Raw genomic sequence first — 24,358 nt, forward strand, 5'->3', positions numbered from 1 at the left:
CCGACGAAAGATCGGAAAACGACAATGGAAACGTCCAAACCCTTCCTCGGCGTCATCAGCGGCGAGCGCCGGCGCGATCACGCTGCGGTCGCCGAGCGCACCGAGCGCATCGCCAGCGGCCTGAACAAGCTCGGCGTCAAGCCGGGCGACAGCGTCTGCATGCTGATGCGCAACGACATCGCGTTCATCGAGGCGGCCTATGCCGCGATGCGGCTCGGCGCCTACGGCGTGCCGGTCAACTGGCACTTCAAGCCGGAGGAGATAAATTACGTGCTGACGGATTCCGGCACGCGCGTCCTGATCGGCCATGCCGATATGCTGCATCCGCTGCGCGGCGCGATCCCCGATGACGTCACCGTGTTCAGCGTGCCGACGCCGCCGGAAATCCTTAGCCATTACAAGATCAATCCCGATCATCTCGCGACGCCCGACTTCGCGATCGATTTCGAATCCTGGCTGGCGCAATTCCCGCGCTATGATGGCCCTGTCGTGCCGCAGCCGCAGAACATGATCTACACCTCGGGCACGACGGGCCACCCGAAGGGCGTGCGCCGCTTCGCGCCGACGCCGGAGCAGACCGCGAACGCGGAAGCGATGCGGGCGATGATCTACGGCCTGAAGCCCGGCGCGCGCGCGATCCTGCCCGGACCGCTCTATCATTCGGCACCGAATTCCTTCGGACTTCGCTCCGGCAAGCTCGGCGGCGCGCTGGTGCTGATGCCGCGCTTCGACGCGGAGGAATTTCTGGCGCTGATCGAGCGCGAGAGGATCGACACCATCTTCATGGTGCCGACGATGTTCATCCGCCTGATGAAGCTGCCGGAAGAGGTGCGGAAGAAGTATGATGTGTCGTCGCTGCGCCACATCATCCACGCCGCCGCGCCGTGCCCGGCCGACGTCAAGCGCGCCATGATCGATTGGTGGGGGCCGGTGATCTACGAATTCTACGGCTCGACCGAGTCGGGCGCGGTGACGTTTGCGACATCGGAGGACGCGCTGAAGAAGCCGGGAACGGTCGGAAAGATCTCGCCCGGCGCCGAGCTTCGCTTCATCGGCGATGACGGCAAGGAGGTGGCGCAGGGCGAGATCGGCGAGATCTATTCGCGGATCGCCGGCAATCCCGATTTCACCTATCACAACAAGTCCGAGAAGCGCGCCGAGATCGACCGGCAGGGATTCATCACGTCGGGCGACGTCGGCTATATCGACGCGGATGGCTACGTCTTCATCTGCGACCGCAAGCGCGACATGGTGATCTCGGGCGGTGTCAACATCTATCCGGCCGAGATCGAGGCCGTGCTGCATGCGGTGCCGGGCGTGCACGACTGCGCGGTATTCGGCATCCCCGACGCCGAGTTCGGCGAGGCGCTGATGGCGGTGGTCGAGCCGCAGCCGGGCGTCACGCTCGACATCGCCTCGGTCCGCGCCCAGCTCAAGACCGCGCTTGCCGACTACAAGGTGCCCAAGCACATCGAGATCCAGACCAACCTGCCGCGCGAGGACTCCGGAAAGATCTTCAAGCGCCGGCTGCGCGACCCGTATTGGGAGCGGGCAGGGCGCAGGATCTAGCGCCGCACGGGCCCGTCGTCCCGGGCAAGCGAAGCGCGACCCGGGACCCATAACCACAGGACGTGGGGGTGAAGCGAGCTGGGGCCACCGCCTTGTTCAATAACAGGGCCCTGTGGTTATGGGTCCCTGCTTCCGCAGGGACGACAGCGGTGGTGCACCGCCACCAAGTTCATCTTGCGCTGCGGCAAAAAAAGCGCACACTCGGGAGGAGCCGGGCAGCCTCTGGAGTAGCCACGCCATGTCTCCCCAGACCTTGCCTCCCCAAACCATGCCTTCCGAGACCGAAATCCGTGCCAGGCGCGCCGCAGAGGCCAGCCTTCTCGAAGCAACTGCACAGGAGGAGGACGCACGGCTCCGGAACGACATCCGCCTGCTGGGGCGCGTGCTGGGCGACACCGTGCGTGACCAGGAAGGGGCCGATGTGTTCGACCTAGTCGAGCGCATCCGCCAGACCTCGGTCCGGTTCCATCGCGATGAGGACAAGCTGGCGCGGCGCGAGCTCGAGGGCATCCTCGACAGCATGTCGATCGCCGAGACGCTCCGGATCGTCCGCGCCTTCAGCTATTTCTCCCACCTCGCCAACATTGCCGAGGACCAGAACAACATCCGCCAGATGCGCAGCCGCGGCCCGAGCGGGGCGCCGCGGCCGAGCACGCTGGAGCAGACGCTGGTGCATGCCCGCCAGGCCGGCATCGGCCCGGCCGATTTGCGCAGCTTCTTCAAGAGCGCGCTGGTCAGCCCGGTCTTGACCGCGCATCCGACCGAGGTCCGACGCAAGAGCACGATGGACCGCGAGATGGAGATCGCGGACCTGCTCGACCGCCGCGAGCGGCTGCAGATGACGCCGGACGAGAGCGAAGCCAGCGACGAGCAGCTTCGCCGCGCCGTCGTGACGCTATGGCAGACCAATCTCTTGCGCCGGACCAAGCTAACCGTGCTCGACGAGGTCGCCAACGGCCTGTCGTTCTATGACTACACCTTCCTGCAGGAGGTGCCGCGGCTGCACTGCGCGCTGGAGGACCGGCTGAACAAGGAGGGCGGTGAGGCCGGCGATCTCGCCTCGTTCCTGACGATGGGAAGCTGGATCGGCGGGGATCGCGACGGCAATCCGTTCGTCACCGCAGAGGTGATGCGCGGCACGCTTCGGCTGCAATCGAGCCGGGTGCTCAGCTTCTATCTCGAGGAGCTGCATGCGCTCGGCGCCGAGCTGTCGCTCGCGGCGCATCTCGCCGACGTCTCGGACGAGCTGCGGATCCTTGCCGAGCGTTCGCCCGACACGTCGCCGCATCGCAGCGGCGAGCCGTATCGCCTGGCGGTCTCCGGCATCTATGCGCGGCTCGCCGCCACCGCGATGCGGCTCGAGGTCGAGACCACCCGGCCGCCGGTCGGCAAGGCCGAGCCCTATGCGACCGTCAGGGAGTTCCAGGCCGACCTCGATGTGCTCAACCGCTCGCTGATCGCGAACAATTCCGGCGTGATCGCGCGCGGCCGGCTGCGGCAGTTGCGGCGCGCGGTGGATTGCTTCGGCTTCCATCTGGCGCGGCTCGACATCCGCCAGAACTCGGCGGTGCACGAGCGCACCATCGCCGAGCTGTTCGATACCGCCAATCCCGGCATGTCGTATCTGGCACTCGGCGAGGACGCGCGCGTCAGTTTGCTGCTCGGGGAGCTGCGCAACGCGCGGCCGCTGGCCTCGCCCTTCGTCAAATATTCCGAGGAGACCCAAAGCGAGCTCGCGGTGTTCCACGCCGCGGCCGAAGCGCATGCCAAATTCGGCCCCGAGGTGATCTCCCAGTGCATCATCTCGATGTGCAAGGGCATGTCCGACATGCTCGAGGTCGCGGTGCTCTTGAAGGAAGTCGGGCTGGTCAATCCGTCCGGCCGCAGCGCCGTCAACATCGTGCCGCTGTTCGAGACCATCGAGGACCTGCAGGCCTCGAGCGGGATCATGGACCGCATGCTGGTGCTGCACGACTATCGCAAGCTGGTCGACAGTCTCGGCAGCGTGCAGGAAGTGATGCTCGGCTATTCCGACAGCAACAAGGATGGCGGCTTCGTCACCTCGGGCTGGGAGCTCTACAAGGCCGAGATCGGCCTCGTCGAGGTGTTCGAGCGCCACGGCGTGCGGCTGCGCCTGTTCCACGGTCGCGGCGGCTCGGTCGGCCGCGGCGGCGGCCCGAGCTATGATGCGATCATCGCGCAGCCCGGCGGCGCGGTGAACGGCCAGATCCGCATCACCGAGCAGGGCGAGATCATCTCCTCGAAATACTCCAATGCGGAGGTCGGCCGCAGCAATCTGGAGATCCTCGCCGCGGCGACGCTGGAAACCAGCCTGTTGCAGCCGCGGCGGAGCGCGCCGCGCCCCGAATATCTCAAGGCGATGGAGGAGATTTCCGCGCTCGCCTTCAAGGCCTATCGCGGCCTTGTCTACGAGACACCCGGTTTTGCCGACTACTTCTGGGGCTCGACCGTGATCAACGAGATCGCGACCTTGAACATCGGCAGCCGTCCGGCCTCGCGCAAGAAGACCCGCGAGATCGAAGACCTGCGCGCCATTCCCTGGGTGTTCTCGTGGGCGCAATGCCGGCTGATGCTGCCCGGCTGGTACGGCTTCGGCGCTGCGGTCGAGACCTGGATCGCTGAGCATCCGGAGCAGGGCATGCCGCTGCTGCAGGAGCTCTACCGGGAATGGCCGTTCTTCCGCACGCTATTGTCCAACATGGACATGGTGCTGGCGAAGAGCTCGATCGCGATCGCCTCGCGTTATGCCGAGCTGGTGCCCGACGTCGCGCTGCGCGAGAAAATCTTCGGCGAGATCCGCCGCGAGTGGCATCTGTCGATCGAAACGCTGCTCGACATCATGGGCCATGACCGGCTGCTGCAGGGCAACCCGCTGCTGGAGCGCGGCATCCGCAACCGCTTCCCCTACATGGATCCGCTCAACCACGTGCAGGTCGAGCTGCTGAAGGAGCATCGCGCGCAGAACCCGGACGAGCAGGTGCTGCGCGGGATCCAGATCACGATCAACGGCATCTCGGCGGGGCTGAGGAATAGCGGTTAGTTATCGGGGAATAGCGGCCAGCCACAGTGTCGTCCCGGCCTAGTGCGCAATTGCGCACTAGGCCGGGACGACGGTGATCTCAGCAGTTGTGCGCGCCTCGCGTCTCCACATAGACCGCGTAGAGCGACTGGCTCGCGGTCATGAACAGACGGTTGCGCTTCTTGCCGCCGAAGGTGAGGTTGGCGCAAGTCTCCGGCAGCAGGATCTGGCCGATGCGCGCGCCGTCGGGTGCGAACACCTGGACGCCGTCATAGCCCGGTCCGACCCAGCCGGCGCCGACCCAGATGTTGCCGTCGATGTCGACGCGCATGCCGTCCGGGAAGCCCGACTTGCCGTCCAGCGTCATGTCGATCAGCGTGCGCGGGTTGGAGAGCTTGTCGCCGTTGAGATCGTACTGCCAGACGATGTTCTTCGCGTTCGGATAATGCGTGATGCCGGTGTCGCAGACATAGACCTTCTTGTAGTCGTGGCTGAAGGCGATGCCGTTCGGTTTGAACGGTTCGTCGCAGACCTTGGTGATCTGGCCGGTGGACGCATCGATGCGGTAGACGGCCTCCTTCTGGTAGGGCTGGTTCGAGCCGGTGTTGGCACGTTGGCCCTCATAGATCGAGATCGCGCCGTAGCCGGGATCGGTGAACCAGATCGACTTGTCGTTGGGGTGCACGACCATGTCGTTCGGGCCGTTGAGCTGCTTGCCGTTGGCCTGCTCCGCCAATGACGTGACGGTTCCGTCGTGCTCGTAGCGCACCAGCCGCGTGCGTTCCGCCGTGATCTGCCGGCCCTCGAAATCGAAGGTCGAGCCGTTGGCCTCGTTCGACGGTTTGTGGAACTGCTCGGAGATGTGGCCGTCATCGTCGAGATAGCGCAACTGCCGGTTGGCCGGAATGTCGCTCCACACCAGATACTGGCCCTGTGCGTTCCAGGCCGGGCCTTCCGCCCACAGGCAGCCGGTGTAGAGCCGCTTGATCGCGGTGTTGCCGACCTTGGCCTTGAAGCGCTTGTCGTCGATCACGACGATGTCGGGATCGGGATAACGCTGCGGCTCCGCATTGCGGCCGTAGTCGCGAGCGGATGCATCTGACGCCGCCATCGCGGTTGCAGCAAGCGCGGTTGCGCCGCGCAAAATGGTTCGACGGTCGAACGCCTTCGTTCCGTCGGCCTCGTGTTGCTCTGTGTTGTTTGGATTTGTCACGAAGTCCTCCCAGGCTTTTTTGTTATGGGGAGGACGATCATGCGCCCGCAATTCTGGCACAATGCGGGCGCGCCATGAAGAAACAACCAAAGAGTGTGTCGCCCCCGTGGCTTCGCGGAGGCGACTTTTTCATAAAACTGTCAGATCGGATCAGATCGCAGGATCAGATCGGATCCCAGGTGAAGACGTCGGCCGAGCGGTCGAGCTTGGCGAACGATCCCTTCAGCGCCGGCATGCCGTGCTCGGCAATGGTCTCCGGCGTCCAGCCTTCGCCGCGATGTACCGAGCGCACCGGACGATGCTGGCCGAACAGGAAGATCTCGTTCATGCGCACGCCGAAGATCTGCCCGGTGACGTCCTTGGCGGCGTCCGAGAGCAGATAGGCGCAGACCGGCGCGATCTTCTCCGGGCCCATCTGCTTGATCTTCTCGACGCGCGCCTTCTCGGCATCGGTCTCGGTCGGGATGGTGCCGATCATGCGGGTCCAGGCGAATGGCGACACGCAGTTCGAGCGCACGTTGAAGCGGCCCATGTCGAGCGCGATCGACTTCGACAGGCCGACGATGCCGAGCTTGGCGGCGGCGTAGTTGGCCTGGCCGTAATTGCCGATCAGGCCGGAGGTCGAGGTGAAGTGCACGAACGAGCCCGACTCCTGCTCGCGATAGATGCGCGCCGCGGCGTGGCTGACATAGAACGAGCCCATCAGATGCACCTTGATGACGGCCTCGAAGGCTTCCACGCTCATCTTGTGGAAGATCATGTCGCGCAGGATGCCGGCATTGTTGACGACGCCGTCGAGCCGGCCGAAATGATCGGTCGCGGTCTTGACGATCTTGCTGGCCGGAATGGCTTCCGCCACCGACTCGAAATTGGCAACGGCCGTGCCGCCGCGCTTCTTGATCTCCTCGACCACCTCCTCGGCGGGCGCCGCGCTCGAGCCGCCGCCGTCGGCCGCGCCGCCGGGATCGTTGACCACGACCTTGGCGCCTTCCGCAGCGCAAAGCAGCGCGATCTCGCGGCCGATGCCGCGGCCCGCACCGGTGACGATGATGACTTTATCCTGCAGTGATTTTGCCATGTGGGTTCTCCTGTCTATTCCGTCATTCCGGGGCGCATGAGGTGCGAACTATGGTGCGCAATTGCGCACCTGAGAATCTCGCGATTCCGGGTCTGGTCCTTCGGACCATCCCGGAATCACGGAGGTTGTTACCTCTCGTTCGTAAAGATGATCGTGCCACTTGCGGCGAACATGCCGCCGACGCCGTGGCAGACCGAGATCTTCGCATTCGGCACCTGCGCCGGCGCGATGCCGCGCATCTGCCGCACGCTCTCCTGCAACGCATACATGCCGTACATGCCGGAGTGCATGTAGCTCAGGCCGCCGCCATTGGTGTTGAGCGGCAGCTTGCCGCCGGGGCGGGTGTTGCCGTCGGCGATGAACTTGCCGGTCTCCTCATGTGGCATGAAGCCGAGGTCGCCGAGGCCGTAGAGCGGCAGATGCGCGAAGGCGTCGTAGATCATCAGATGATCGACGTCCTTGTGGGTGATGCCGGCTTCCTTGAAGGCCAGCGGGCCCGCCACCTTGAAGGCGCGCGACGAGTCGAACGTCTTCATCTGGCTGACCATCGGGGTTTCGACGCTCTCGCCGGTGCCGAGGATGTAGACCGGCTTCTGCGGAAAATCCTTGGCGCGGTCGGCCGAGGTGAGGATCAGCGCGCCGCCGCCGTCGGTGACGAGGCAGCATTGCAGCAGCCGGAACGGATAGGCGATCATCCGCGAATTCAGCACGTCGGCGACCGTGATCGGATCCTTCATGGTGGCGCGCGGGTTCTTCGCCGCCCATTCGCGCTGCACCACGGCGACCATCGCCAGCTGCTCATGCGTGATGCCGTGGGTCTTCATGAAACGCAGCACCGGAATCGGGAACATGCTCGGCGGGCCGTAGACGCCGAACGGCGATTCGAACTGGCCGTTCAAGCTGTCGGGCGCGGTGAAGCGCGGCTGCTTGCCGATCATCGACTTGCCGCTCTCGGCATGGGTGATCAGCACGGTCTTGCACAGGCCGGCCTCGATCGCCGCGGCGGCGTGGCGGACATGCAGCATGAAGGAGCAGCCGCCGACCGAGGTGCCGTCGACCCAGGTCGGCGTGATGCCGAGATAATGCGCCATCTGCTGCGGGGTCTCGACCGCGGTGGCGAAGCCGTCGATGTCGGACAGCTTCAGACCGGCGTCCGCGATCGCATTCAGCGCCGCGTCCGCGTGCAGCTGGATCTGCGACATGTTCGGGATGACGCCGAGCTCGGTGGTTTCGGCCGCACCGACGACGGCAACCTGGTTCCTGCGCATCGTGTTAGCCCTTTGCCGGACGGAACAAGGGAAGGGTGATCTTGTCGTCGAGCGCCTCGAAGGCGACCTCGAGCGGCATGTCGAGCTCGAGCGCTTCCGGCGTCTGCGGGCAATCGATGATGTTGCTCATCATGCGCGGGCCCTCGTCGAGTTCGACGATGGCGATCGCGTAAGGCGGCGTGAAGCCGGGTGCGGCGGGGCGATGGTTGATGACGTAGCTGTACAGCTTGCCCTTGCCGCTGGCCTTGAACACCGAGACCTTGCGCGAGGCGCAGGAGGGGCAGAACGGCCGCGGCGGAAAGTAGACATTGGCGCAGGCGTCGCAGCGCTGCAGGCGCAGCTCGCCGGCCTTGGTGCCATCCCAGAAATGCTGGGTTTCCGGTGTCGGTTTTGGTTTCGCGCGCGCGGGCTCGGCCATGTCTGATGTCTCCTCCCGAAATCGTTACAGTCTTGATGCGCCATCGGACCAAGGCCCGTCAACGGTCCATCCATGCCGCGCGCAGCGGCCTGTGTCCGGCGCATGCCGCATATTCCGCCCCTCGCACAATTGCTAAGGCCGCGATGCTTGTGTCGCTTCGATCCGGCGCGTAGAAGGGCCGCGTCCAAGACAGGCTCAGGACACGTCCAAGACACGTCCAAGATACCGGGAGGAATAACATCATGCTGAGGATCATCGGCGCGGCACTCGCTGCCAGCCTCGCATTTGCCACGCAGGTGATGGCCGCCGACGCACCGTCGGAGATCAAGATCGGCACGCTGTACGCGTCCTCGGGGCGCTACGCCTCGATCTCGATGCCGGTCTACAGCTCGCTGAAATTGTGGGTCGAGCAGAAGAACGCCGAGGGCGGCGTCTTCGTGAAGGCGTTCGACAAGAAGATCCCGATCAAGCTCGTGTCCTATGACGACCAGAGCAACACCGCGACCGCCTCGACGCTTTATAACCAGCTCATCACCCAGGATAAGGTCGATCTCCTGGTCGCCGACTCCGGATCGGTGCTGACGGCGCCTGCGGTCGCGATCGCGCGCGACCACAAGATGTTCCTGTTCGACCAGACCGGCACCGGCGCGAGCTTCTTCTCCAAGGACAATCCCTATATCGCGCTGATGGCCGACCCGGTGTCGACGATCTGGCCGAAGCCGGTCGCCGACTTCATCAGCCATGACGGACCTGGCCTCGGCATCAAGAAGGTCGCGATCCTCTATGCCACCAACGAGTTCACCGGCACCCAGGCCAACGCGTTCCGCAAGTTCGTCAAGGAGTCCGGCGCGCCGATCGAGATCGTCTACGACCAGGGCGTTCCGACCGAGACCACCAACTACAACGTCATCATCAACAACATCAGCAACGCCAATCCCGACGCGGTGATTCATTTCGGCTATGCGCCGAACGACATCGCCTTCCTGCGCAACGTCCAGGACGTCGGCACCAAGTTCAAGATGCTGTTCGCGATCTATGCCGGTCTCGAGACCGAGCTGCTGGAGAAGAATGTCGGCGCCAAGGGCCTCGAACACGTCTGGACCTATGTGCCGCCGTCCGAGCTGGATTATCCCGTCAATTTCGGGATGAACATGAAGGATTTCCGCGCCGCCTGGACCAAGAAGTACAACGACGGCAAGATGGAGTTCGGCTTCAACGCGGTCGCCGGCTACACCACGGCGCTGGTGATCGAGAAGACGCTGTCGGTCGCGACCAGCCTCGAGCAGATGGAGCTGCGCCGTGCCGTGTTCTCGCTCAGCGGCCAGCTCAAGACGCTGGACGGCACCTTCGCGCTGGATGAGACCGGCGGCCAGATCGGCGAGCTGACGCCGCTCGGCCAGCTCACGGTCGACGAGCACGATCACATCAAGTTCGTCTCGATCTACCCGCACGAGACCGCCACCGGCAAGCCGGTCTATCCGGCGCCGTGATGCAGGTGAGGGCGGCAGGCGCAACCTTCGGCGGCGAGCGATAGCATGACCTATGCGCTCGTTGCCGGCGTGCTGTTCGGGCTGTATTTCAGCCTGGTCGGCATCGGCCTCAATCTCGTGTTCGGCGTCATGCGCATCGTCAATCTTGCGCATGGCGACATCCTGATGCTCGGCGCCTTCATCGCGCTCGGCGTGGTCGGCATTGCCGGCATCGATCCGCTGTTCGCGGTGCCGCTGGCCTTCATGGTCTTCGTGCTGGCAGGCGTGCTGCTGTACTGGGTGCTGGTACCGCGGCTGCAGGGCTCGGCCAATCCGGAAATGCTGTCGATCATCCTGTTTTTCGGCCTGTCGCAGGTGATCGAAGCCGTCACCACGATCTTCGCCGGCACCAGCGAGCGCTCGATCCAGAGCCGACTGCTCGGCACCGTGTTCTCGACCATCAAGGTCAAGCTGTTCGGCGGCAAGCCCGGTGGGGCAGGGCCGATCCAGATCTTCGGCCAGGGCTTTCCCGCGCCCTGGGTGATCGCGGCCATCACCAGCCTGATCGCGATCGGGCTGGTCTACCTCTATCTCTACCACACGCGGCTCGGCACCCTGACGCGTGCGGTGATGTCACGCCGTGACGAGGCCCTGGCGACCGGCATCGATGTCGACCGCGTCTCGGCGGCGGCGTTCGGCATCGGGCTCGGAATCGCGGCGGTTGCCGGTGTGTTCGCCCCCTTCATGTTCGGCTCCGTGACGCCCGCCTTCGGCGCCGATGCGACCGTGACGTCGTTTGCGATCGTCGTGCTGGGTTCGCTCGGCAATCCTTTGGGCACCGCGCTCGGCGGTGTCGTCTACGGCCTGTGCTACATGCTGGTGCAGACCTATCTCAGTTCCTGGGCCGACTTGCTGCCCTATGTGTTGTTGATCGTGATCCTGTTGTTGCGCCCGAGCGGTCTGCTCGGAAGGCGGGTGCGCGTTGCATAACGCCTCGAAACACCTGCTGTTCATCCTGGCGCCGCTGGTGGTGGTGTTCGCACTGCTGCCCGGCGTCTATCAAAACCATCTGCTGCTGTTCAACTTCGTGATCTTCCTGATCCTCGCGCAGGGCGTGAACATCATCTACGGCTTCACCGGCTATCTGCCGTTCGGCTATGTCGGCTTCTTCGGTGCCGGCGCCTACGGCTTCGCGATCATGGTGATGCATTTGCAGACGCCGGCGCCGCTCGCGGTGCTGGTCGGCGGCGCCGTCGCGGTCGTGCTCGGCCTGCTGCTGACGCCGCTGTTGCGGTTGTCGGGCGCGTATTTCGCGATCGCGAACCTCGCGGCTTCGCTCGCGGTGCTGCATTTCGTCGCCAACCCGGCGCTGGAGGGGATCACCAAGGGTCCCTACGGCGTGTCGCTCACCGGCACGTTCAACCCGACCCATGCCTATTACGCGGCTGTCGTCGTGATGGCGCTGACGGTCGGGGCGGTGGTGTATCTGAAGAACTCGCCGTTCGGCCTTGCGTTGCAGGCCGTGCGCGAGGATGCGGTGTCGGCCTCGATGGCCGGTGTCAACATCATCAAGATGCGGGTGATCGCCTGGCTCGCCTCGGCGCTGGTCGCGGGCCTCGCCGGCGGTATCTACGCCTGGTACGTCTCGGTGTTCTATCCGGACAACGTGTTCTCCGGCGAGTTCTCGATCTTCGCGATCGTGTTCGCGCTGTTCGGCGGCGTCGCCACCATTACCGGACCGATCGTCGGCGTGCTGATCCTCTATGGCATCTACAATCTGATCGGCTTCACCACGCCGCAATATTTCCAGCTGATCTACGGGCTGTTGATCATGGGCCTGGTGTTGTTCCTGCCCGCAGGGCTGGTGTCGCTGGCAACGCGCAGGGGTTGGCATGTCCCCTGAGAAAGCCCCCATCCTCGAGGTCTCGAAGCTGGTCAAGCGCTTCGGCGGTTTCCATGCGCTCGACGGCCTGAGCTTCCACGTCGTGCCGGGCGAAATCCTCGGCCTTGTCGGCCCGAACGGTTCCGGCAAGACCACTGCGATCAACGTCATCTCCGGCCTCTATGCCCCCGATGGCGGCGAGGTCGTGTTCGACAATGTATCGTCCGGCGGCATCGCCTCGCACAAGCTGGTCCATCGCGGCATCAACCGCACCTTCCAGGTGCCGAAGCCGTTCCTGTCGCTCAGCGTGCGCGAGAACATCCAGGTGGCGTTGGCCTATGGCGGCGCGACCGATGCGCCGTCGATTGCTGAACTGCTTGAAGAGTACCGGCTGAAGGAGGTCGCCGACCGTCCGGCCGCCGATCTCAACAGCGCGCAGCAGAAGATGCTCGACCTCACCCGTGCGCTCGCGACGCGGCCGCGGCTATTGCTGCTCGACGAACTCGCCGCGGGTCTCAACCCGGCGGAGCTCGACTGGATTGCGGGCCGCATCAAGGCGCTGGCTGCGACCGGCATGGCGATCATCGTGGTCGAGCATCTGATGGGCTTCATCGAACAGATCACCGACCGCGTGATCGTGCTCAACGCGGGCAAGGAGATCTTTGAAGGCACGCTCGCCACCGCGGTGCGCGAGCCGCAGGTGATCGAAGTGTTCCTGGGAGGCGAGCATGCCCACTGATGCAGCCCCGCTTCTCGACGCCAGCGGCGTCGATGCCGGCTACGGCACCATGCAGGTGTTGTGGGGCGTTGATCTCGACGTCCGTCCCGGCGAGACCGTGCTGTTGCTCGGCGCCAATGGGGCGGGCAAGACCACCTTCCTGAAATCGCTGGTCGGCCTGATCGAAGCCCGCAGCGGCCACATCAAGCTCGGCGGCGAGGATATCACCAGGATGCGATCCTCGGATCGCATGAAGCGCGGCATGACCTACATGTCGGAGCTTGCGGTGTTCCCCGATCTGTCGATCGAGGAGAACATCCGCGTCGGCGCGCAGGCGCTGGGCCATGCCAATCCCGGCGCCCGGGTCGACGAGCTCTACGGCCTGTTTCCGGTGTTGCGCGACAAGCGCCGCGACCCGGCCTCCAGCCTGTCCGGCGGCCAGCGCAAGATGCTCGGCATCGCCAAGGCGCTGTCGGCCGAGCCGAAGCTGCTGGTCATGGACGAGCCCTCGGCCGGGCTGTCGCCGTTGTTCGTCAAGGAAGTGCTGCGCGCCCTGTCGAGCCTGCAGGGCCGCGGATTGGCGCTCTTGATCGCCGAGCAAAATATCGGTTTTCTTGAGATCGCCACCCGCGTCTTCGTGCTGGAAGGTGGGCGCATCCGCTTCTCCGGCACGGTTGCCGAGATGAGCGGCAATGAAGAGCTGCACCGGGCTTATTTCGGGCTGAAGTGATAGTGATGCGAGGCTGGGGGCCGACGCACTGGAAATCAGCCCCGGTTCGCGCGACAATCAGCTGAAGCCATCAAGTGCCAGCCGTGAAGTGAAAGCCATGCCGAACAATCCGACACTCGCCTCCCTTGCCGCCGATCTCGCCAGCGGCGCGACCTCTGCCCGCAAGCTCGTCGAGCAATGCATCGCCAGGATCGCCGATCCGGCGGGCGAGGGTCAGCGCACCTTCATCCATGTCGATCGCGACGCGGCGCTGGAAGCCGCCGATGCGATGGATCGGCTGCGCAAGGCCAACGCTGCGCCGTCGCCGTTTGCCGGCATTCCGGTGTCGATCAAGGACCTGTTCGACATCAAGGGGCAGGTGACGCGCGCCGGCTCGCGGGCGCTGGAGGATTCCGCGCCGGCGGATGCCGATGCGCCCGCCGTAGCGCGGCTCAAGCGCGCCGGCTTCATTGTGATCGGCCGCACCAACATGACCGAGTTCGCCTATTCGGGCATCGGCATCAATCCGCATTACGGCACGCCGAAGAGTGCCTGGAACCGGAGTGTGGGCCATGTGCCCGGCGGCTCGTCCTCGGGGGCTGCGGTCTCGATCGCCGACGGCATGGCGTTCGGCGCGCTCGGCACCGACACCGGCGGCTCCTGCCGGATCCCGGCCGCCTTCAACGGCATCGTCGGCTACAAGCCGACGCAGCGCCGGATTCCGCTTGCCGGCGGCGTTCCGCTGTCGTTTACCCTGGACAGCTACGGCCCGCTCGCCAATTCAGTGGCCTGCTGCGCGGTGCTCGACGCCGTGCTGGCCGACGAGCCGGTGACGCCGATCGCGCCGCGCCCGGTCAAGGGCATGCGGCTCGCGGTGCCGACCACGGTCGCGCTCGATGATCTCGACGATGCCGTTGCAAAGACCTTCGAGCGCGCGCTGGCGTCGTTGTCGCGCGCCGGCGCCTTGATCGAGCGGATCGAGGTGCCTGAGTTTCTTGATGTCGGCGTGATGAACACCAAGGGCGGGTTCTCCGCGGCCGAGAGCTATGCCTGGCACCGCTTCCTGCTCGCGAGCAAGGGCGACATCTACGATCCGCGCGTCGCCGTGCGCATCCAGCGCGGCGAAGGGTTCCTGGCGGCCGACTATATCGACATCGTCAATGCGCGCCGCTCCTTCATCGCGCGCACCGAGGCACGGATCGCGCCCTATGACGCGCTGGTGCTGCCGACCACCGCAAACCTGCCGCCGAGCATCGCAAGCCTCGCCGACGACAAGGCATTCGCCACCGAGAATTTGCGTGCGCTGCGCAATCCTTCGCTGATTAACGTGCTCGATGGCTGCGCCATCTCGTTGCCCGCGCATCGCGAGGGCGAGGCGCCGGTCGGCCTGATGCTCGCCGCCGCGGGCGGTTCGGATCGCCGCATCTTCGAGCTTGCGGCCGGAATGGAGACCGTCATCCGTGTTTGATCTCACCTTCAAGGTCGACGACAAGGGCGCCGCGACGCCGCTGACGCTCGAAATCCGGCAGGCGGTGATCGCCGGCTGGACCGGGCGCGACCCGGTGGCCCGCGACAAGCACATCGCCGAGCTCGAAGCACTCGGCATCGCGCGGCCCGCGACGACGCCGATCTATTATCGCTGCTCGGCGCGCCGGATCACCTTCGCCGATACCATCGAGGTCTGCGGCGAGGACTCCAGCGGCGAAGTGGAGTTCGTCCTGATCGGCTGGCAGGGCCGCATCTTCGTCGGCTGCGGCTCGGACCATACCGACCGCAAGGTCGAGAGCTACAGCGTCACCGTCTCGAAGCAGATGTGCGACAAGCCGATGGCTTCCGAGCTCTGGGAGCTCGAAGATGTCATTGGCCACTGGGACCAGCTCGTCCTGCGCTCCTGGGCCACAATCGGCGGCCAGCGCGTGCTCTACCAGGAGGGCACGCTCGATCACATGCTGCCGGTCAGGGACCTGATCGCGCGCGGTTTCGATGGCGGCAAGCTGCCCGACGGCTGCGCCATGTTCGGCGGCACCTTCGCCGCCAAGGGCGGCATCCGCCCGGCCAGCCGGTTCGAGTTCGAGCTGGAAGACCCGGTGCTGAAGCGCAAGATCAGCCACGGCTACGACGTGGTGACGCTGCCGGTGCGGGGCTAAGATCTTTCCGTGCGTCGTTCCTTCGACGGGCGACCGACACTCTCCACAGGTCGTCCCTGCGAAAGCAGGGACCCATAACCACAGGATTTTGTGGTCGGCACGCTGTGGCCCCAGCCCTCTCGTACAACTGATGACAGTGGCTATGGGTCCCTGCTTTCGCAGGGACGACAGCGTGACTGGGGTGGCGTTCTCGACATATCCGGATCGGAAATCGGGTGGCGCCGACCGCCATCATGGGCCAGATTCCGCCTCATGACAGCGACAGCCAAAACTCTCCCCCGCCCATCCACTAGCAGCCTCGCCCGCGTCGACGCACTCCCTTGGGACCAGATCACGGCCGACCTCGACGGGCAGGGATGCGCCGTCCTTAGCGGCCTGCTGACACCAGAGGAATGCGACACTATCGCCGCGCTCTATCCCGACGACAGCCGGTTCCGCAGCCGGGTCGTGATGGGCCGCCACGGCTTCGGCCGCGGCGAGTACAAGTATTTCTCCTATCCGCTGCCGGACCTGATCGCGGAACTGCGGCCGGCGTTGTATGCGAGGCTGACCGCGACCGCCAATCGCTGGAACCAGACGATGGGAATCGAGATCAGCTATCCCTCGTCGCACGCGGCATTCCTGAAGCGCTGCCATGACGCCGGGCAGACCCGGCCGACGCCGCTGCTGCTGCAATATGGCGAGGGCGACTACAACTGCCTGCATCAGGATCTCTATGGCGAGCACGTGTTTCCGATCCAGGTTGCGATCCTGCTGTCGCAGCCGGGGCGCGATTTCACCGGCGGCGAGTTCGTGCTGACCGAGCAGCGGCCGCGGATGCAGTCGCGGCCCGAGGTGGTGCCGCTCGCCAAGGGCGATGCTGTGGCCTTTGCCGTGCATCATCGTCCAGTGCAGGGGACACGCGGGCCGTATCGTGTCAATCTGCGCCACGGCGTCAGCCGGATCAGGTCCGGCCATCGCCACACCGTTGGTGTGATCTTCCACGACGCGAAGTGAGTGTGCAGAGGCGTGGCCGCTGATCTGTTCGAGGCAATTGGCGACGCTCGGCCACCGCGCGAGACGATCGCAGACGGTGCGGTGCTGCTGCGCGGCTTTGTCCGGCCGTTCGAGGCCGAGCTGATCCCGGCCTTGCGCGTGATCGTCAAGCAGGCGCCGTTCCGGCATCTGATCACGCCGGGCGGACACCGGATGTCGGTCGCGATGACCAATTGCGGCAGTGTCGGCTGGGTCTCCGATCCCAACGGCTATCGCTATGATCCGATCGACCCTGATACCGGACTGAATTGGCCTGTTATGCCGGAGGTGCTGCGCGGGCTGGCCGCCGATGCCGCGGCCGCAGCCGGCTTCAACGACTTCGCCCCGCAGGCCTGCCTGATCAATCGCTATGTCCCCGGTGCAAGACTGTCGCTGCATCAGGACAAGGACGAGCTCGATTACGGCGCGCCGATCGTCTCGATCTCGCTCGGGCTGCCGGCGGTCTTCCTGTTCGGCGGCCTGAAGCGCAGCGACACGCCGCGCCGCTACCGGCTCGAACATGGCGATGTTGCGGTGTGGGGTGGGCCGTCACGGTTATTTTATCACGGTGTGGCGCCGCTAGCCGATGGCGAGCACGGCGTGCTCGGCCGCCAGCGCGTCAATCTGACCTTCCGCAAGGTGCGCTAGCTATTGCGCGGCGGCGGGTGGCCGTATTTCGGAATAATGGAAGTATGCGACTGAGTTGCCCGACGGGTCAAGCGCTTTTCCGAGTGCCGGCGGAACGCCTGCTCCTTTGCATGGGGTTGTTTTCGATATTTTGGGCTGCTCGTACCTCTGCTTCGTCGCTTCAGTCAGGCCAAAGGACCTCCCGCAAATGGGAGAGCTGGTCTAAACTGAGCTGATGACCATCAAGGCCGACCGCGCCGTCAATCGCACCGGCGTCTATCTCGCCGTGCTGCAGCTTGTCTTCACGCTGGGCTGGACCACTTACTTGATCTACCTGCCCAAGCTGTGCGCCGAAGTCGGCATCGCGCCATCAACTGTCATCCTGATCCTGATGATGGACCAGGCCATCTTCACCATCACGGATACGGCGATGGGCATGGCGGCCGACAGGATCTCGATCCTGGTCGGCCGTCTCGGCGTGTTCGTCGGCATCCTTGCCGCGATCTCCTGCGCCGCCTTCGTCGCGCTGCCCTACGTGGCGGGCACTGGGCCAGGTGCAAAGATGTGGCTGATCGCCCTGATCGTGATCTGGGCCGTCACGTCGTCGGCGTTGCGCGCGCCGCCGTTGACGCTGCTCGGCAAGTATCGCGCACAACCGTCGGTCCCGTTCCTCGCCGCGCTGGCGATGCTCGGCTACGGCATCGCGGGCGCGGTCTCGCCCTATCTCGCCGTCGTACTGCGCGACCAGGACGCGCGGCTGCCGTTCGTGCTGTCCGGCGCGGTGCTGCTGCTGACCGCGCTGGCCCTCTCGGGGATCGAGCGCCGCGTCGCCGAGGAGGTGCAGCCCGAGCGGCTTGCACCGCCGGCAAAGCGGCTCGGCGCGGTGCCGATGTTCCTGATCGGGTCGATGGTGCTGCTCTCGCTCGGCTACCAACTGCACTTCAACATCAACAGCGCCCCGTTCTATTTGCGCTTTGCGAGGCCGGACAATCTGCAATGGCTGATGCCGGTGTTCTGGATCGGCTTCAACATCGCGATGTTTCCGGCCAGCATCGTCGTCAAGCATCGCGGCGGGCTGATCGTGATGGGCGCGGCGGGGCTGCTCGGCGCCTTCGCCATCATTGCCGCGGAGATCGCCGGCAGCCTCAATGTCCTGGTCGCAGCGCAGTTCATGGCAGGCGCTGCCTGGGGCTGCATGCTGATGAGCGCGGTGTCCGCAGCGCTTGCGATCGGGGAGACCGGTGCCGAGGGCAAGGTCACCGGCCTCGTGTTCTCGGCGCTCGCGCTTGCGACCTTCGCGCGGATGGCCGCGGTCGCAGGCGGCTTGCAGAAGATGCCGGACTACGCGCCGCTGGTGCACTGGGCGCCGGTCGCCTGCTGGTCGGTCGCCGGCGCCGGCCTGCTCGTGATCGCCGCGTCGCGGCTGCAACGTGGCGCGAAGGCAGCCTAGGGCTTCTTATTTTGACGCGTTTTCTTCACGCGAACCGGTACCCAGTTCGCTTGAAAACGCTCTAGTTGTTTCTCGCCGGATGGATGAATGCCCAGGGGCTGACTTCCGAATCCGTCGGCACTTCCACCGAGATCACATAGGGCCCGCCGTCGGCCAGCGCCTTCTCCAGCACCGGGCGGAAGTGATCGGGCGAGGTGACGCGCGCGGCGCCGGCGCCGAAGGACTCCGCGAGCTTGACGAAATCAGGATTGACCAGGTCGGAGGCGACGACACGGCCGTCGAAGCGCTCGCGCTGGTCGCGGCGGACATTGCCATAGGCGTTGTTGTTGAACACCAGCGTCACCACGCCGATCTTGAACTGCACCGCGGTGGCGAGCTCCTGCACGCCGAACATGAAGCCGCCGTCGCCTGTGATCGCGACCACCGGCTTGTTCGGGTTGGCGACCTTGGCGCCGAGCGCGGTCGGGAAGCCTGAGCCGAGCGTACCTTGATAGCCCGAGGTGACGAAGGTCCGCGGCTCGTAGATCGGAAAGCCGTACCAGGAGGCGAAGCCGACCTGCGACAGCTCGTCGGTGACGATGGCGTTGGCCGGCAGCACCTCGCGCAGGATCTTAAGGTACGCCATCTGCGGCTGGACGCGCTGGATCTCCTGCTCGGTGGCCGCGGTCGCCTCGCGGATCGCGGCGCGGCGGCCGGATGTCTTGCTGTAACCCACCTTGCGGACGGCGGCGACGAGGTCGAAGGTCGCGGCCTTGGCGTCGGCGATCACGCCGGCGTCGGCCGGCCAGCGCCGCAGCTCGACCGGATCGATGTCGATGCGCACGCATTTCAGGCCGGCCGGCTGATAGGGCCAGCGCGACATCGTCGGCAGCTCCATGCGGGTGCCGATGCCGATCATCAAATCGGTCTTCGGCCAGAGCTTGTAGGCGGAGGCCATGGTGAGCCCGAGCTCATGCGCGTTGGAGACGATGCCCCGGCCGCTGCGGAAGGCGACGACAGGCGCGTCGATCATCTCGGCCAACTCGAGGATTTCCTCGCGCGCCTCGATCGCGCCGCTGCCGACGAAGATCATCGGCGCCTTGCTGCCGGCGATCAGGTCGGCGGCAGCCTTGATGCGGTCGGGATCTGGCTGCGGCGCGGGCAGCGGATCGAACGGCTTGACGGCTGCGACCTGGGTGCGCTGGGTGAACACGTCCCACGGCATTTCCAGCGAGGCGGGGCCACGCCGGCCCGACAACATCTCCTGGAACGCGCGCGACACCATCGCGGGCGCGTTGTCGGGGTATTCGATCCGCTCGGCCCATTTGACGAAGGTGCGCAGCGTCGCGAGCTGATCCGGCATCTCGTGCAGGTGGCCGCGGCCCTTGCCGAGGAATTGCGTCGGCACCTGGCCGGTCAGGCACAGCACCGGCTCGTTGCAGCCGAAGGCGGTGAGCAGCGCCGCCGAGGCGTTCAACACGCCGGGGCCGGGCACCACGCTGAACACGCCGGGCCTGCCCGAGGAGCGGGCATAGCCGAACGCCATGTAGCCGCAGGCCTGCTCGTGGCGAGCGCCGATCACCTTGAGCTGCGCCTGGTGGAAAGCATCGAACAGGCCGTAGATCTGCGCGCCGGGCAAGCCGAACACGGTGTCGACGCCGTGGGCGACGAGGCCGTTGACGATCGCTTCGCCGCCGGATGTTGAGGTCATGGCACTGTCCACTTGCTTGTTGAGTCTAGTTGGCTTCGTCGATGACGCTGTTGCGCAGGATGCCGACGCCTTCGGCCTCGACTTCAACGACATCGCCAGGCTTCAGATAGCGCGGCGGATCGAACCGCGCACCCGCGCCGGTCGGCGTCCCCGTGACGATGATGTCGCCGGGAACCAGCGTCGTGAAGGTCGAGATGTAGTTGATGAGGTAGCGGAAGCCGAAGATCAAGCGCGAGGTGCGGTCGTCCTGCCTGACTTCGCCGTTGACCCGCGTGGTCAGCCTGACATCGGCGATCTGCGCTTCGCTGGTGTAGGGCACGATCCACGGGCCGAGACTGCCGGTGGAATCGAAGTTTTTGCCCTGGGTGACGTTGAACTTGGCGTGGCGCACCCAGTCGCGGATGGTGCCCTCGTTGCACAGCGTGATCGCGGCGATGTGATCGAGCGCGGTGCTTTCCGGGATGTGCCGTCCGGCCTTGCCGATCACCAGCACCAGCTCGCCTTCATAGTCGAGCTGCGGCGAGACCCGCGGTCGCACCACCGGCGTGTTGTGGCCGACGAAGGAGCGCGGCACCCGCAGGAACATGCTGGGGTACTTCGGCGCATCCGAGCCGTCCTTGTACTCGGCGTTGCGGTCCGGGTAGTTGACGCCGATGCAGATGATCTTGTCCGGCGTTGGGATCGGCGGCTGCCAGGTGACCGCGTCGAGCGCGTGGTCGGGCGATCGCTTGGCGGCGTCCTCCACGAGCCCGCTCAGCGCGCCGGCGGCGATCGCCTCGCGCAGGGTCGGATAATCCTTCGCGAAACGCGACGAGAGGTCGACGATACCGGTGTCGGTGACGGCGCCATAGTGCGTGACGCCGTTGACGGAATAAGTGGCGAGGCGAGGGGTGGGCATGAGCAATCCAATTGGTGGTGTCGTCCCGGCCAAGCGAAGCGCGAGCCGGGACCATAACCACAGGCTTCACATTATGGCACGCGGGGTGACGATCTTCGCAACAGCGCGGCCGGTGGTTATGGGTCCCTGCTTTCGCAGGGACGACAGGTGAACAGTATCTCGTATCAGTCCGCAACCAGCACGTCGGCGACGAAGCGCGGCTCGCGGACCGCCTGGCCTGCGAAGGTTGAGCCCTCCTCGAACCAGGAGCGCGGCGCCGGCGCGCCCCACAAGGTCTGACGGCGCGGATCGCGCAGCGACCAGCGCAGCGGCTCATGGTCGTGGTCGCCGGTGAAATAATCGCTGGTGTAGAGCTCGATGCGGTGGCCGTCGGGATCGCGGATGTAGAGGAAGAAGGCGTTGGAGATGCCGTGCCGGCCGGGGCCGCGCTCGATGTTCTTCAGGAAGCCGGAGGAGGCCATCACGTCGCAGAGATGCACGATGTTCATCGCAGTCGGCACCCAATAGGCGATGTGGTGCAGGCGCGGACCACGGCCGTTGGTGATGGCGAAGTCGTGGACATTGCCCTTGCGGTGCATCCAGGCGGCGGCGATGCGGCCGTTGTCGCCGTCCTCCTCGGCATATTCGGTGAGGCGGAAGCCGAGCCGGGCGTAGAAATCGACGGTGTCCTGCACTTCGGCGGCGAACACGTTGAAATGGTCGAGCCGCTGTGGGTGGCAACCCTTGTAGAGATCATAGCGTCGCAGCAGGTGCGGACGCTTCTCCATCGTGGCGTAGAGCTCGATCTGGAAGCCGAACGGATCGGTGAACTGCAGCGTGCGGCCCTGGAACGGCTGGTCGACGAAGGCGTAGCTGATGCCGTTCTCGGAGCAGAAGGCTGCGGCCTTGTCGAGATCGCCGTCATTGCCGACCTTGAAGCCGAGCCGGTTGCAGGCGGCCTTCGCCGCCTTGCGCAGCACGACCGAGTGATGCTGGTGCTCTTCGCTGGCGCGCAGATACACCGACTTGTCGTCGCGGTCCTCGATGTGGAGGCCGACCGTCTTCTCGTAGAAGGCGGCGCTCTTGTCGAGGTCCGTGACGTCGAGCACCGCGTGGCTGCAGCGGATGATGTTGAACGGCGGATCGAAGACGTGGGTCGGAGCGGGCATCGGTGTTTCCTCTCAAATCTTGGTGCGTCATTCCGGGCTCGCGGCTAAGCGTCGCCCCGCAATGACAGTGCTGGTTAAGTTCCCAGTTTCTGGATCTTGTGCGTCCCGCGCGCGAGCGAGACGTGCTTGGTTTCCATGTAGAAGTCGAACGAGTAGTCGCCGCCGTCGCGGCCGATGCCGGACGACTTCATGCCGCCGAACGGGGTCGGCAGATGGCGGACGTTTTCCGAGTTGAGCCAGATCATGCCGGCTTCCAGCGCATCGGCGACGCGCAGCGCGCGGCCCATCTCGCCGGTCCAGACATAGCCGGTCAGGCCGTATTGCACGCCGTTGGCGATCTCGATGGCCTCTTGCTCGTCCTTGAACGGGATCACGGTCAGGAACGGGCCGAACACCTCTTCCTGCGCGACGCGCATCTTGGCATTCGCGCCGGTGACCAGCGTCGGCTGCACATAGTGGCCGCCGCCCGGGCCGTCATGCGGCTTGCCGCCGACCGCGATCGTGGCGCCGTCCTTTTTGGCGACGTCGAAATAGCTGCATACCTTGGCGAGGTGCCGCTCATGGATCAGCGGCCCGATCTCGGTCGCGGGATCGAGGGGATGGCCGACCTTCAGCGCCTTGACGCGCGCCGTCAGCTTCTCGATGAACGTGCCGGCAACGCTCTCCTGCACCAGCAGCCGGCTCGACGACGTGCAGCGCTCGCCATTGAGCGAGTAGATCATGAACACGACGGCATCGAGCGCGCGATCGAGATCGGCGTCGTCGAACACGATCACCGGGTTCTTGCCGCCGAGCTCGAAATGCACACGCTTCAAGGTCGATGCGCCCTGCGCCATGATGGCCGAGCCGGTCGAGCTCTCGCCGACGAAACCGATCGCCTTGATGGCGGGGTGCTCGGTCAACGCCTTGCCGGCTTCCTCGCCGAATCCGTGCACGGTGTTCAGCACGCCGTCGGGAAGCCCGGCCTGCTTGGCGAGCTTGACCAGCATATCGGCCGTCACCGGCGACCATTCCGCCGGCTTGTGCACCACCGTGCAGCCGGCGGCCAGCGCAGGCGCGATCTTCCAGGTCGAGAGCATGAAGGGCGTGTTCCACGGCGTGATCACGCGACCGGACCGATCGGCACGCGGGTCGAGATGTTCCAGTGCTCGTCCGAAGGCGTGTTGAGACCGTCGCGGGCTTCGCCGCATTTATCGGCGAAGAAGCGGAAATTCTCCGCCGCGCGGATCGCCGCCTTGGCCATGAAACGGTGCGCCTGGCCGGTATCGATGCATTCGAGCACGGCGATGTCGTCGGCGCGCTCCTCGATCGCGTCCGCCACGCGATGCAGCAGCTTGCGGCGCTGCGCCGCCGGCATGTCGCGCCAGGCCTTGAAGGCTTTGGCCGCCGCGGTTGCCGCGCGGTCGATATCCTCCGCATTGCCGCGTGCAACCGTCGCCAGCACCGTGCCGTCAACGGGCGATTTCGTCTCGAAAGTCTGGCCGGAGGCCGCCGGCACGGCCTTGCCGTCGATCAAATTGCCGATGCCTTCGGTCTTCAGCTTCGCCAGCAGAGGGCCGGCGCGATCGCGATTGGCCTGGAATACGTCGGCTGATGATTTCGCTGTCGCTTTATCCATTGACCGTCTCCACCTTCAGTGCGTCGTGGATGTTGTTGCGTTTCCAGCTGGTTTCCTTGTCGTTGATTTGCATGTCGAACGACAGAGCGAACTTGCTGTTGGCGAATACCGGATCGAGATGGGCCGATAGCGCCTTGAAGATGTGCTCGCCGGCCTGCTTGCGGGTGGCGAGGTCGCGGCCTTCGCCGAGCCGCAGCACCATGTCGAGGAAGCCGTAATTCTTGCGGCCGTCGGCGATCGCGTAATGCTCGCACCTGACGGCGCGAACACGGATGCCGCCGAGCGGGAAGATGCCGGTCTCGACCGCGACCTTGCGGACCAGTTCGACGGTCGCGCCCATGTCGACGAGGCCGTCGAGATTGGCGGAGTATTCAATCGTGAAATGCGGCATGCAGCGCTCCT

20 protein-coding genes and 1 pseudogene are annotated in these 24,358 nt (G+C 65.3%); 12 read left to right on the top strand and 9 right to left on the bottom strand.

What is annotated here, in order from left to right; all coding sequences use genetic code 11:
* Nucleotides 1-24 precede the first annotated feature (24 nt).
* Together ALC15_RS04080 and ppc are read left to right on the top strand one after the other, a co-directional pair.
* On the top strand, nucleotides 25-1,569 hold the full coding sequence (locus ALC15_RS04080) for an acyl-CoA synthetase (RefSeq protein ID WP_050626177.1): 1,545 nt from the start codon (nucleotides 25-27) through the stop codon (nucleotides 1,567-1,569).
* Between the two features lie 253 nt (nucleotides 1,570-1,822).
* Nucleotides 1,823-4,630, top strand: a complete 2,808-nt coding sequence (gene ppc, locus ALC15_RS04085) for a phosphoenolpyruvate carboxylase (RefSeq protein WP_094193663.1) — start codon at nucleotides 1,823-1,825, stop codon at nucleotides 4,628-4,630.
* A 79-nt stretch (nucleotides 4,631-4,709) separates the two neighbouring features.
* Here the strand turns inward: ppc and ALC15_RS04090 are convergent, their stop codons facing one another.
* The 4 genes from ALC15_RS04090 to ALC15_RS04105 all read right to left on the bottom strand — a co-directional run bounded on the left by ALC15_RS04090 (nucleotide 4,710) and on the right by ALC15_RS04105 (nucleotide 8,586).
* On the bottom strand, nucleotides 4,710-5,822 hold the full coding sequence (locus tag ALC15_RS04090) for an SMP-30/gluconolactonase/LRE family protein (RefSeq protein WP_050626179.1): 1,113 nt from the start codon (nucleotides 5,820-5,822) through the stop codon (nucleotides 4,710-4,712).
* A 163-nt stretch (nucleotides 5,823-5,985) separates the two neighbouring features.
* Nucleotides 5,986-6,900: an SDR family oxidoreductase gene (locus ALC15_RS04095; RefSeq protein ID WP_028338734.1), complete on the bottom strand. Its 915-nt coding sequence runs from the start codon at nucleotides 6,898-6,900 to the stop codon at nucleotides 5,986-5,988.
* A gap of 128 nt (nucleotides 6,901-7,028) precedes the next feature.
* Nucleotides 7,029-8,168, bottom strand: a complete 1,140-nt coding sequence (locus tag ALC15_RS04100) for a thiolase C-terminal domain-containing protein (protein WP_050626180.1) — start codon at nucleotides 8,166-8,168, stop codon at nucleotides 7,029-7,031.
* A gap of 4 nt (nucleotides 8,169-8,172) precedes the next feature.
* On the bottom strand, nucleotides 8,173-8,586 hold the full coding sequence (locus ALC15_RS04105) for a Zn-ribbon domain-containing OB-fold protein (RefSeq protein WP_021079894.1): 414 nt from the start codon (nucleotides 8,584-8,586) through the stop codon (nucleotides 8,173-8,175).
* A 242-nt stretch (nucleotides 8,587-8,828) separates the two neighbouring features.
* Here ALC15_RS04105 and ALC15_RS04110 point away from each other — a divergent pair, with 242 nt between their 5' ends.
* The 10 genes from ALC15_RS04110 to ALC15_RS04155 all read left to right on the top strand — a co-directional run bounded on the left by ALC15_RS04110 (nucleotide 8,829) and on the right by ALC15_RS04155 (nucleotide 18,602).
* On the top strand, nucleotides 8,829-10,076 hold the full coding sequence (locus tag ALC15_RS04110) for an amino acid ABC transporter substrate-binding protein (RefSeq protein WP_050626181.1): 1,248 nt from the start codon (nucleotides 8,829-8,831) through the stop codon (nucleotides 10,074-10,076).
* A 45-nt stretch (nucleotides 10,077-10,121) separates the two neighbouring features.
* Nucleotides 10,122-11,045, top strand: a complete 924-nt coding sequence (locus ALC15_RS04115; RefSeq protein WP_050626182.1) for a branched-chain amino acid ABC transporter permease — start codon at nucleotides 10,122-10,124, stop codon at nucleotides 11,043-11,045.
* Nucleotides 11,038-11,958 carry a branched-chain amino acid ABC transporter permease gene (locus ALC15_RS04120; protein ID WP_050626183.1) on the top strand — a complete coding sequence of 307 codons (921 nt, stop codon included), beginning with the start codon at nucleotides 11,038-11,040 and terminating at the stop codon, nucleotides 11,956-11,958. The genes ALC15_RS04115 and ALC15_RS04120 overlap by 8 nt, the downstream gene beginning before the upstream one ends.
* Nucleotides 11,948-12,676: an ABC transporter ATP-binding protein gene (locus ALC15_RS04125; RefSeq protein ID WP_050626184.1), complete on the top strand. Its 729-nt coding sequence runs from the start codon at nucleotides 11,948-11,950 to the stop codon at nucleotides 12,674-12,676. Before ALC15_RS04120 ends, ALC15_RS04125 begins: the two co-directional genes overlap by 11 nt.
* A complete protein-coding gene (locus ALC15_RS04130; RefSeq protein WP_050626185.1) occupies nucleotides 12,666-13,385 on the top strand; it encodes an ABC transporter ATP-binding protein in 720 nt (239 codons plus the stop codon). Before ALC15_RS04125 ends, ALC15_RS04130 begins: the two co-directional genes overlap by 11 nt.
* Before the next feature lie 97 nt (nucleotides 13,386-13,482).
* Nucleotides 13,483-14,832, top strand: coding sequence for an amidase (locus ALC15_RS04135; protein ID WP_050626186.1), 1,350 nt, complete (start codon nucleotides 13,483-13,485; stop codon nucleotides 14,830-14,832).
* Nucleotides 14,825-15,511, top strand: coding sequence for a DUF2848 domain-containing protein (locus tag ALC15_RS04140; RefSeq protein WP_050626187.1), 687 nt, complete (start codon nucleotides 14,825-14,827; stop codon nucleotides 15,509-15,511). The genes ALC15_RS04135 and ALC15_RS04140 overlap by 8 nt, the downstream gene beginning before the upstream one ends.
* 252 nt (nucleotides 15,512-15,763) lie before the next feature.
* Nucleotides 15,764-16,507, top strand: a complete 744-nt coding sequence (locus tag ALC15_RS04145) for a 2OG-Fe(II) oxygenase (protein ID WP_050626188.1) — start codon at nucleotides 15,764-15,766, stop codon at nucleotides 16,505-16,507.
* A 12-nt stretch (nucleotides 16,508-16,519) separates the two neighbouring features.
* The gene (gene alkB, locus ALC15_RS04150) at nucleotides 16,520-17,173 is read left to right on the top strand and encodes a DNA oxidative demethylase AlkB (RefSeq protein ID WP_050626189.1); all 654 of its coding nucleotides are present in this window, start codon (nucleotides 16,520-16,522) and stop codon (nucleotides 17,171-17,173) included.
* A 214-nt stretch (nucleotides 17,174-17,387) separates the two neighbouring features.
* Nucleotides 17,388-18,602, top strand: a complete 1,215-nt coding sequence (locus tag ALC15_RS04155; protein WP_050626190.1) for an MFS transporter — start codon at nucleotides 17,388-17,390, stop codon at nucleotides 18,600-18,602.
* 61 nt (nucleotides 18,603-18,663) lie between these two features.
* Here the strand turns inward: ALC15_RS04155 and ALC15_RS04160 are convergent, their stop codons facing one another.
* The 5 genes and pseudogenes from ALC15_RS04160 to ALC15_RS04180 all read right to left on the bottom strand — a co-directional run bounded on the left by ALC15_RS04160 (nucleotide 18,664) and on the right by ALC15_RS04180 (nucleotide 24,347).
* Nucleotides 18,664-20,292, bottom strand: coding sequence for a thiamine pyrophosphate-dependent enzyme (locus ALC15_RS04160; RefSeq protein WP_050626327.1), 1,629 nt, complete (start codon nucleotides 20,290-20,292; stop codon nucleotides 18,664-18,666).
* A gap of 25 nt (nucleotides 20,293-20,317) precedes the next feature.
* The gene (locus ALC15_RS04165) at nucleotides 20,318-21,190 is read right to left on the bottom strand and encodes a fumarylacetoacetate hydrolase family protein (protein WP_050626191.1); all 873 of its coding nucleotides are present in this window, start codon (nucleotides 21,188-21,190) and stop codon (nucleotides 20,318-20,320) included.
* 164 nt (nucleotides 21,191-21,354) lie between these two features.
* Nucleotides 21,355-22,338, bottom strand: coding sequence for a 3,4-dihydroxyphenylacetate 2,3-dioxygenase (gene hpaD, locus ALC15_RS04170; protein ID WP_050626192.1), 984 nt, complete (start codon nucleotides 22,336-22,338; stop codon nucleotides 21,355-21,357).
* Nucleotides 22,339-22,412: 74 nt separating this feature from the next.
* Nucleotides 22,413-23,956: pseudogene (gene hpaE / locus ALC15_RS04175) on the bottom strand (5-carboxymethyl-2-hydroxymuconate semialdehyde dehydrogenase).
* Nucleotides 23,949-24,347: a 5-carboxymethyl-2-hydroxymuconate Delta-isomerase gene (locus ALC15_RS04180; protein ID WP_050626193.1), complete on the bottom strand. Its 399-nt coding sequence runs from the start codon at nucleotides 24,345-24,347 to the stop codon at nucleotides 23,949-23,951. The pseudogene hpaE and the gene ALC15_RS04180 overlap by 8 nt, the downstream one beginning before the upstream one ends.
* Between the last annotated feature and the right edge of the window lie 11 nt (nucleotides 24,348-24,358).

This window comes from Bradyrhizobium viridifuturi, assembly GCF_001238275.1.
GTDB classification, from domain to species: domain Bacteria; phylum Pseudomonadota; class Alphaproteobacteria; order Rhizobiales; family Xanthobacteraceae; genus Bradyrhizobium; species Bradyrhizobium viridifuturi.

Bases quoted from the DNA above. Each gene is read 5' to 3' on its own strand.
- ALC15_RS04080 (WP_050626177.1), top strand. From the start codon at position 25: ATGGAAACGTCCAAACCCTTCCTCGGCGTCATCAGCGGCGAGCGCCGG.
- ALC15_RS04095 (WP_028338734.1), bottom strand. From the start codon at position 6,900: ATGGCAAAATCACTGCAGGATAAAGTCATCATCGTCACCGGTGCGGGC.
- ALC15_RS04100 (WP_050626180.1), bottom strand. From the start codon at position 8,168: ATGCGCAGGAACCAGGTTGCCGTCGTCGGTGCGGCCGAAACCACCGAG.
- ALC15_RS04105 (WP_021079894.1), bottom strand. From the start codon at position 8,586: ATGGCCGAGCCCGCGCGCGCGAAACCAAAACCGACACCGGAAACCCAG.
- ALC15_RS04110 (WP_050626181.1), top strand. From the start codon at position 8,829: ATGCTGAGGATCATCGGCGCGGCACTCGCTGCCAGCCTCGCATTTGCC.
- ALC15_RS04115 (WP_050626182.1), top strand. From the start codon at position 10,122: ATGACCTATGCGCTCGTTGCCGGCGTGCTGTTCGGGCTGTATTTCAGC.
- ALC15_RS04125 (WP_050626184.1), top strand. From the start codon at position 11,948: ATGTCCCCTGAGAAAGCCCCCATCCTCGAGGTCTCGAAGCTGGTCAAG.
- ALC15_RS04130 (WP_050626185.1), top strand. From the start codon at position 12,666: ATGCCCACTGATGCAGCCCCGCTTCTCGACGCCAGCGGCGTCGATGCC.
- ALC15_RS04135 (WP_050626186.1), top strand. From the start codon at position 13,483: ATGCCGAACAATCCGACACTCGCCTCCCTTGCCGCCGATCTCGCCAGC.
- ALC15_RS04145 (WP_050626188.1), top strand. From the start codon at position 15,764: ATGACAGCGACAGCCAAAACTCTCCCCCGCCCATCCACTAGCAGCCTC.
- ALC15_RS04155 (WP_050626190.1), top strand. From the start codon at position 17,388: ATGACCATCAAGGCCGACCGCGCCGTCAATCGCACCGGCGTCTATCTC.
- ALC15_RS04160 (WP_050626327.1), bottom strand. From the start codon at position 20,292: ATGACCTCAACATCCGGCGGCGAAGCGATCGTCAACGGCCTCGTCGCC.
- ALC15_RS04165 (WP_050626191.1), bottom strand. From the start codon at position 21,190: ATGCCCACCCCTCGCCTCGCCACTTATTCCGTCAACGGCGTCACGCAC.
- hpaD (WP_050626192.1), bottom strand. From the start codon at position 22,338: ATGCCCGCTCCGACCCACGTCTTCGATCCGCCGTTCAACATCATCCGC.
- ALC15_RS04180 (WP_050626193.1), bottom strand. From the start codon at position 24,347: ATGCCGCATTTCACGATTGAATACTCCGCCAATCTCGACGGCCTCGTC.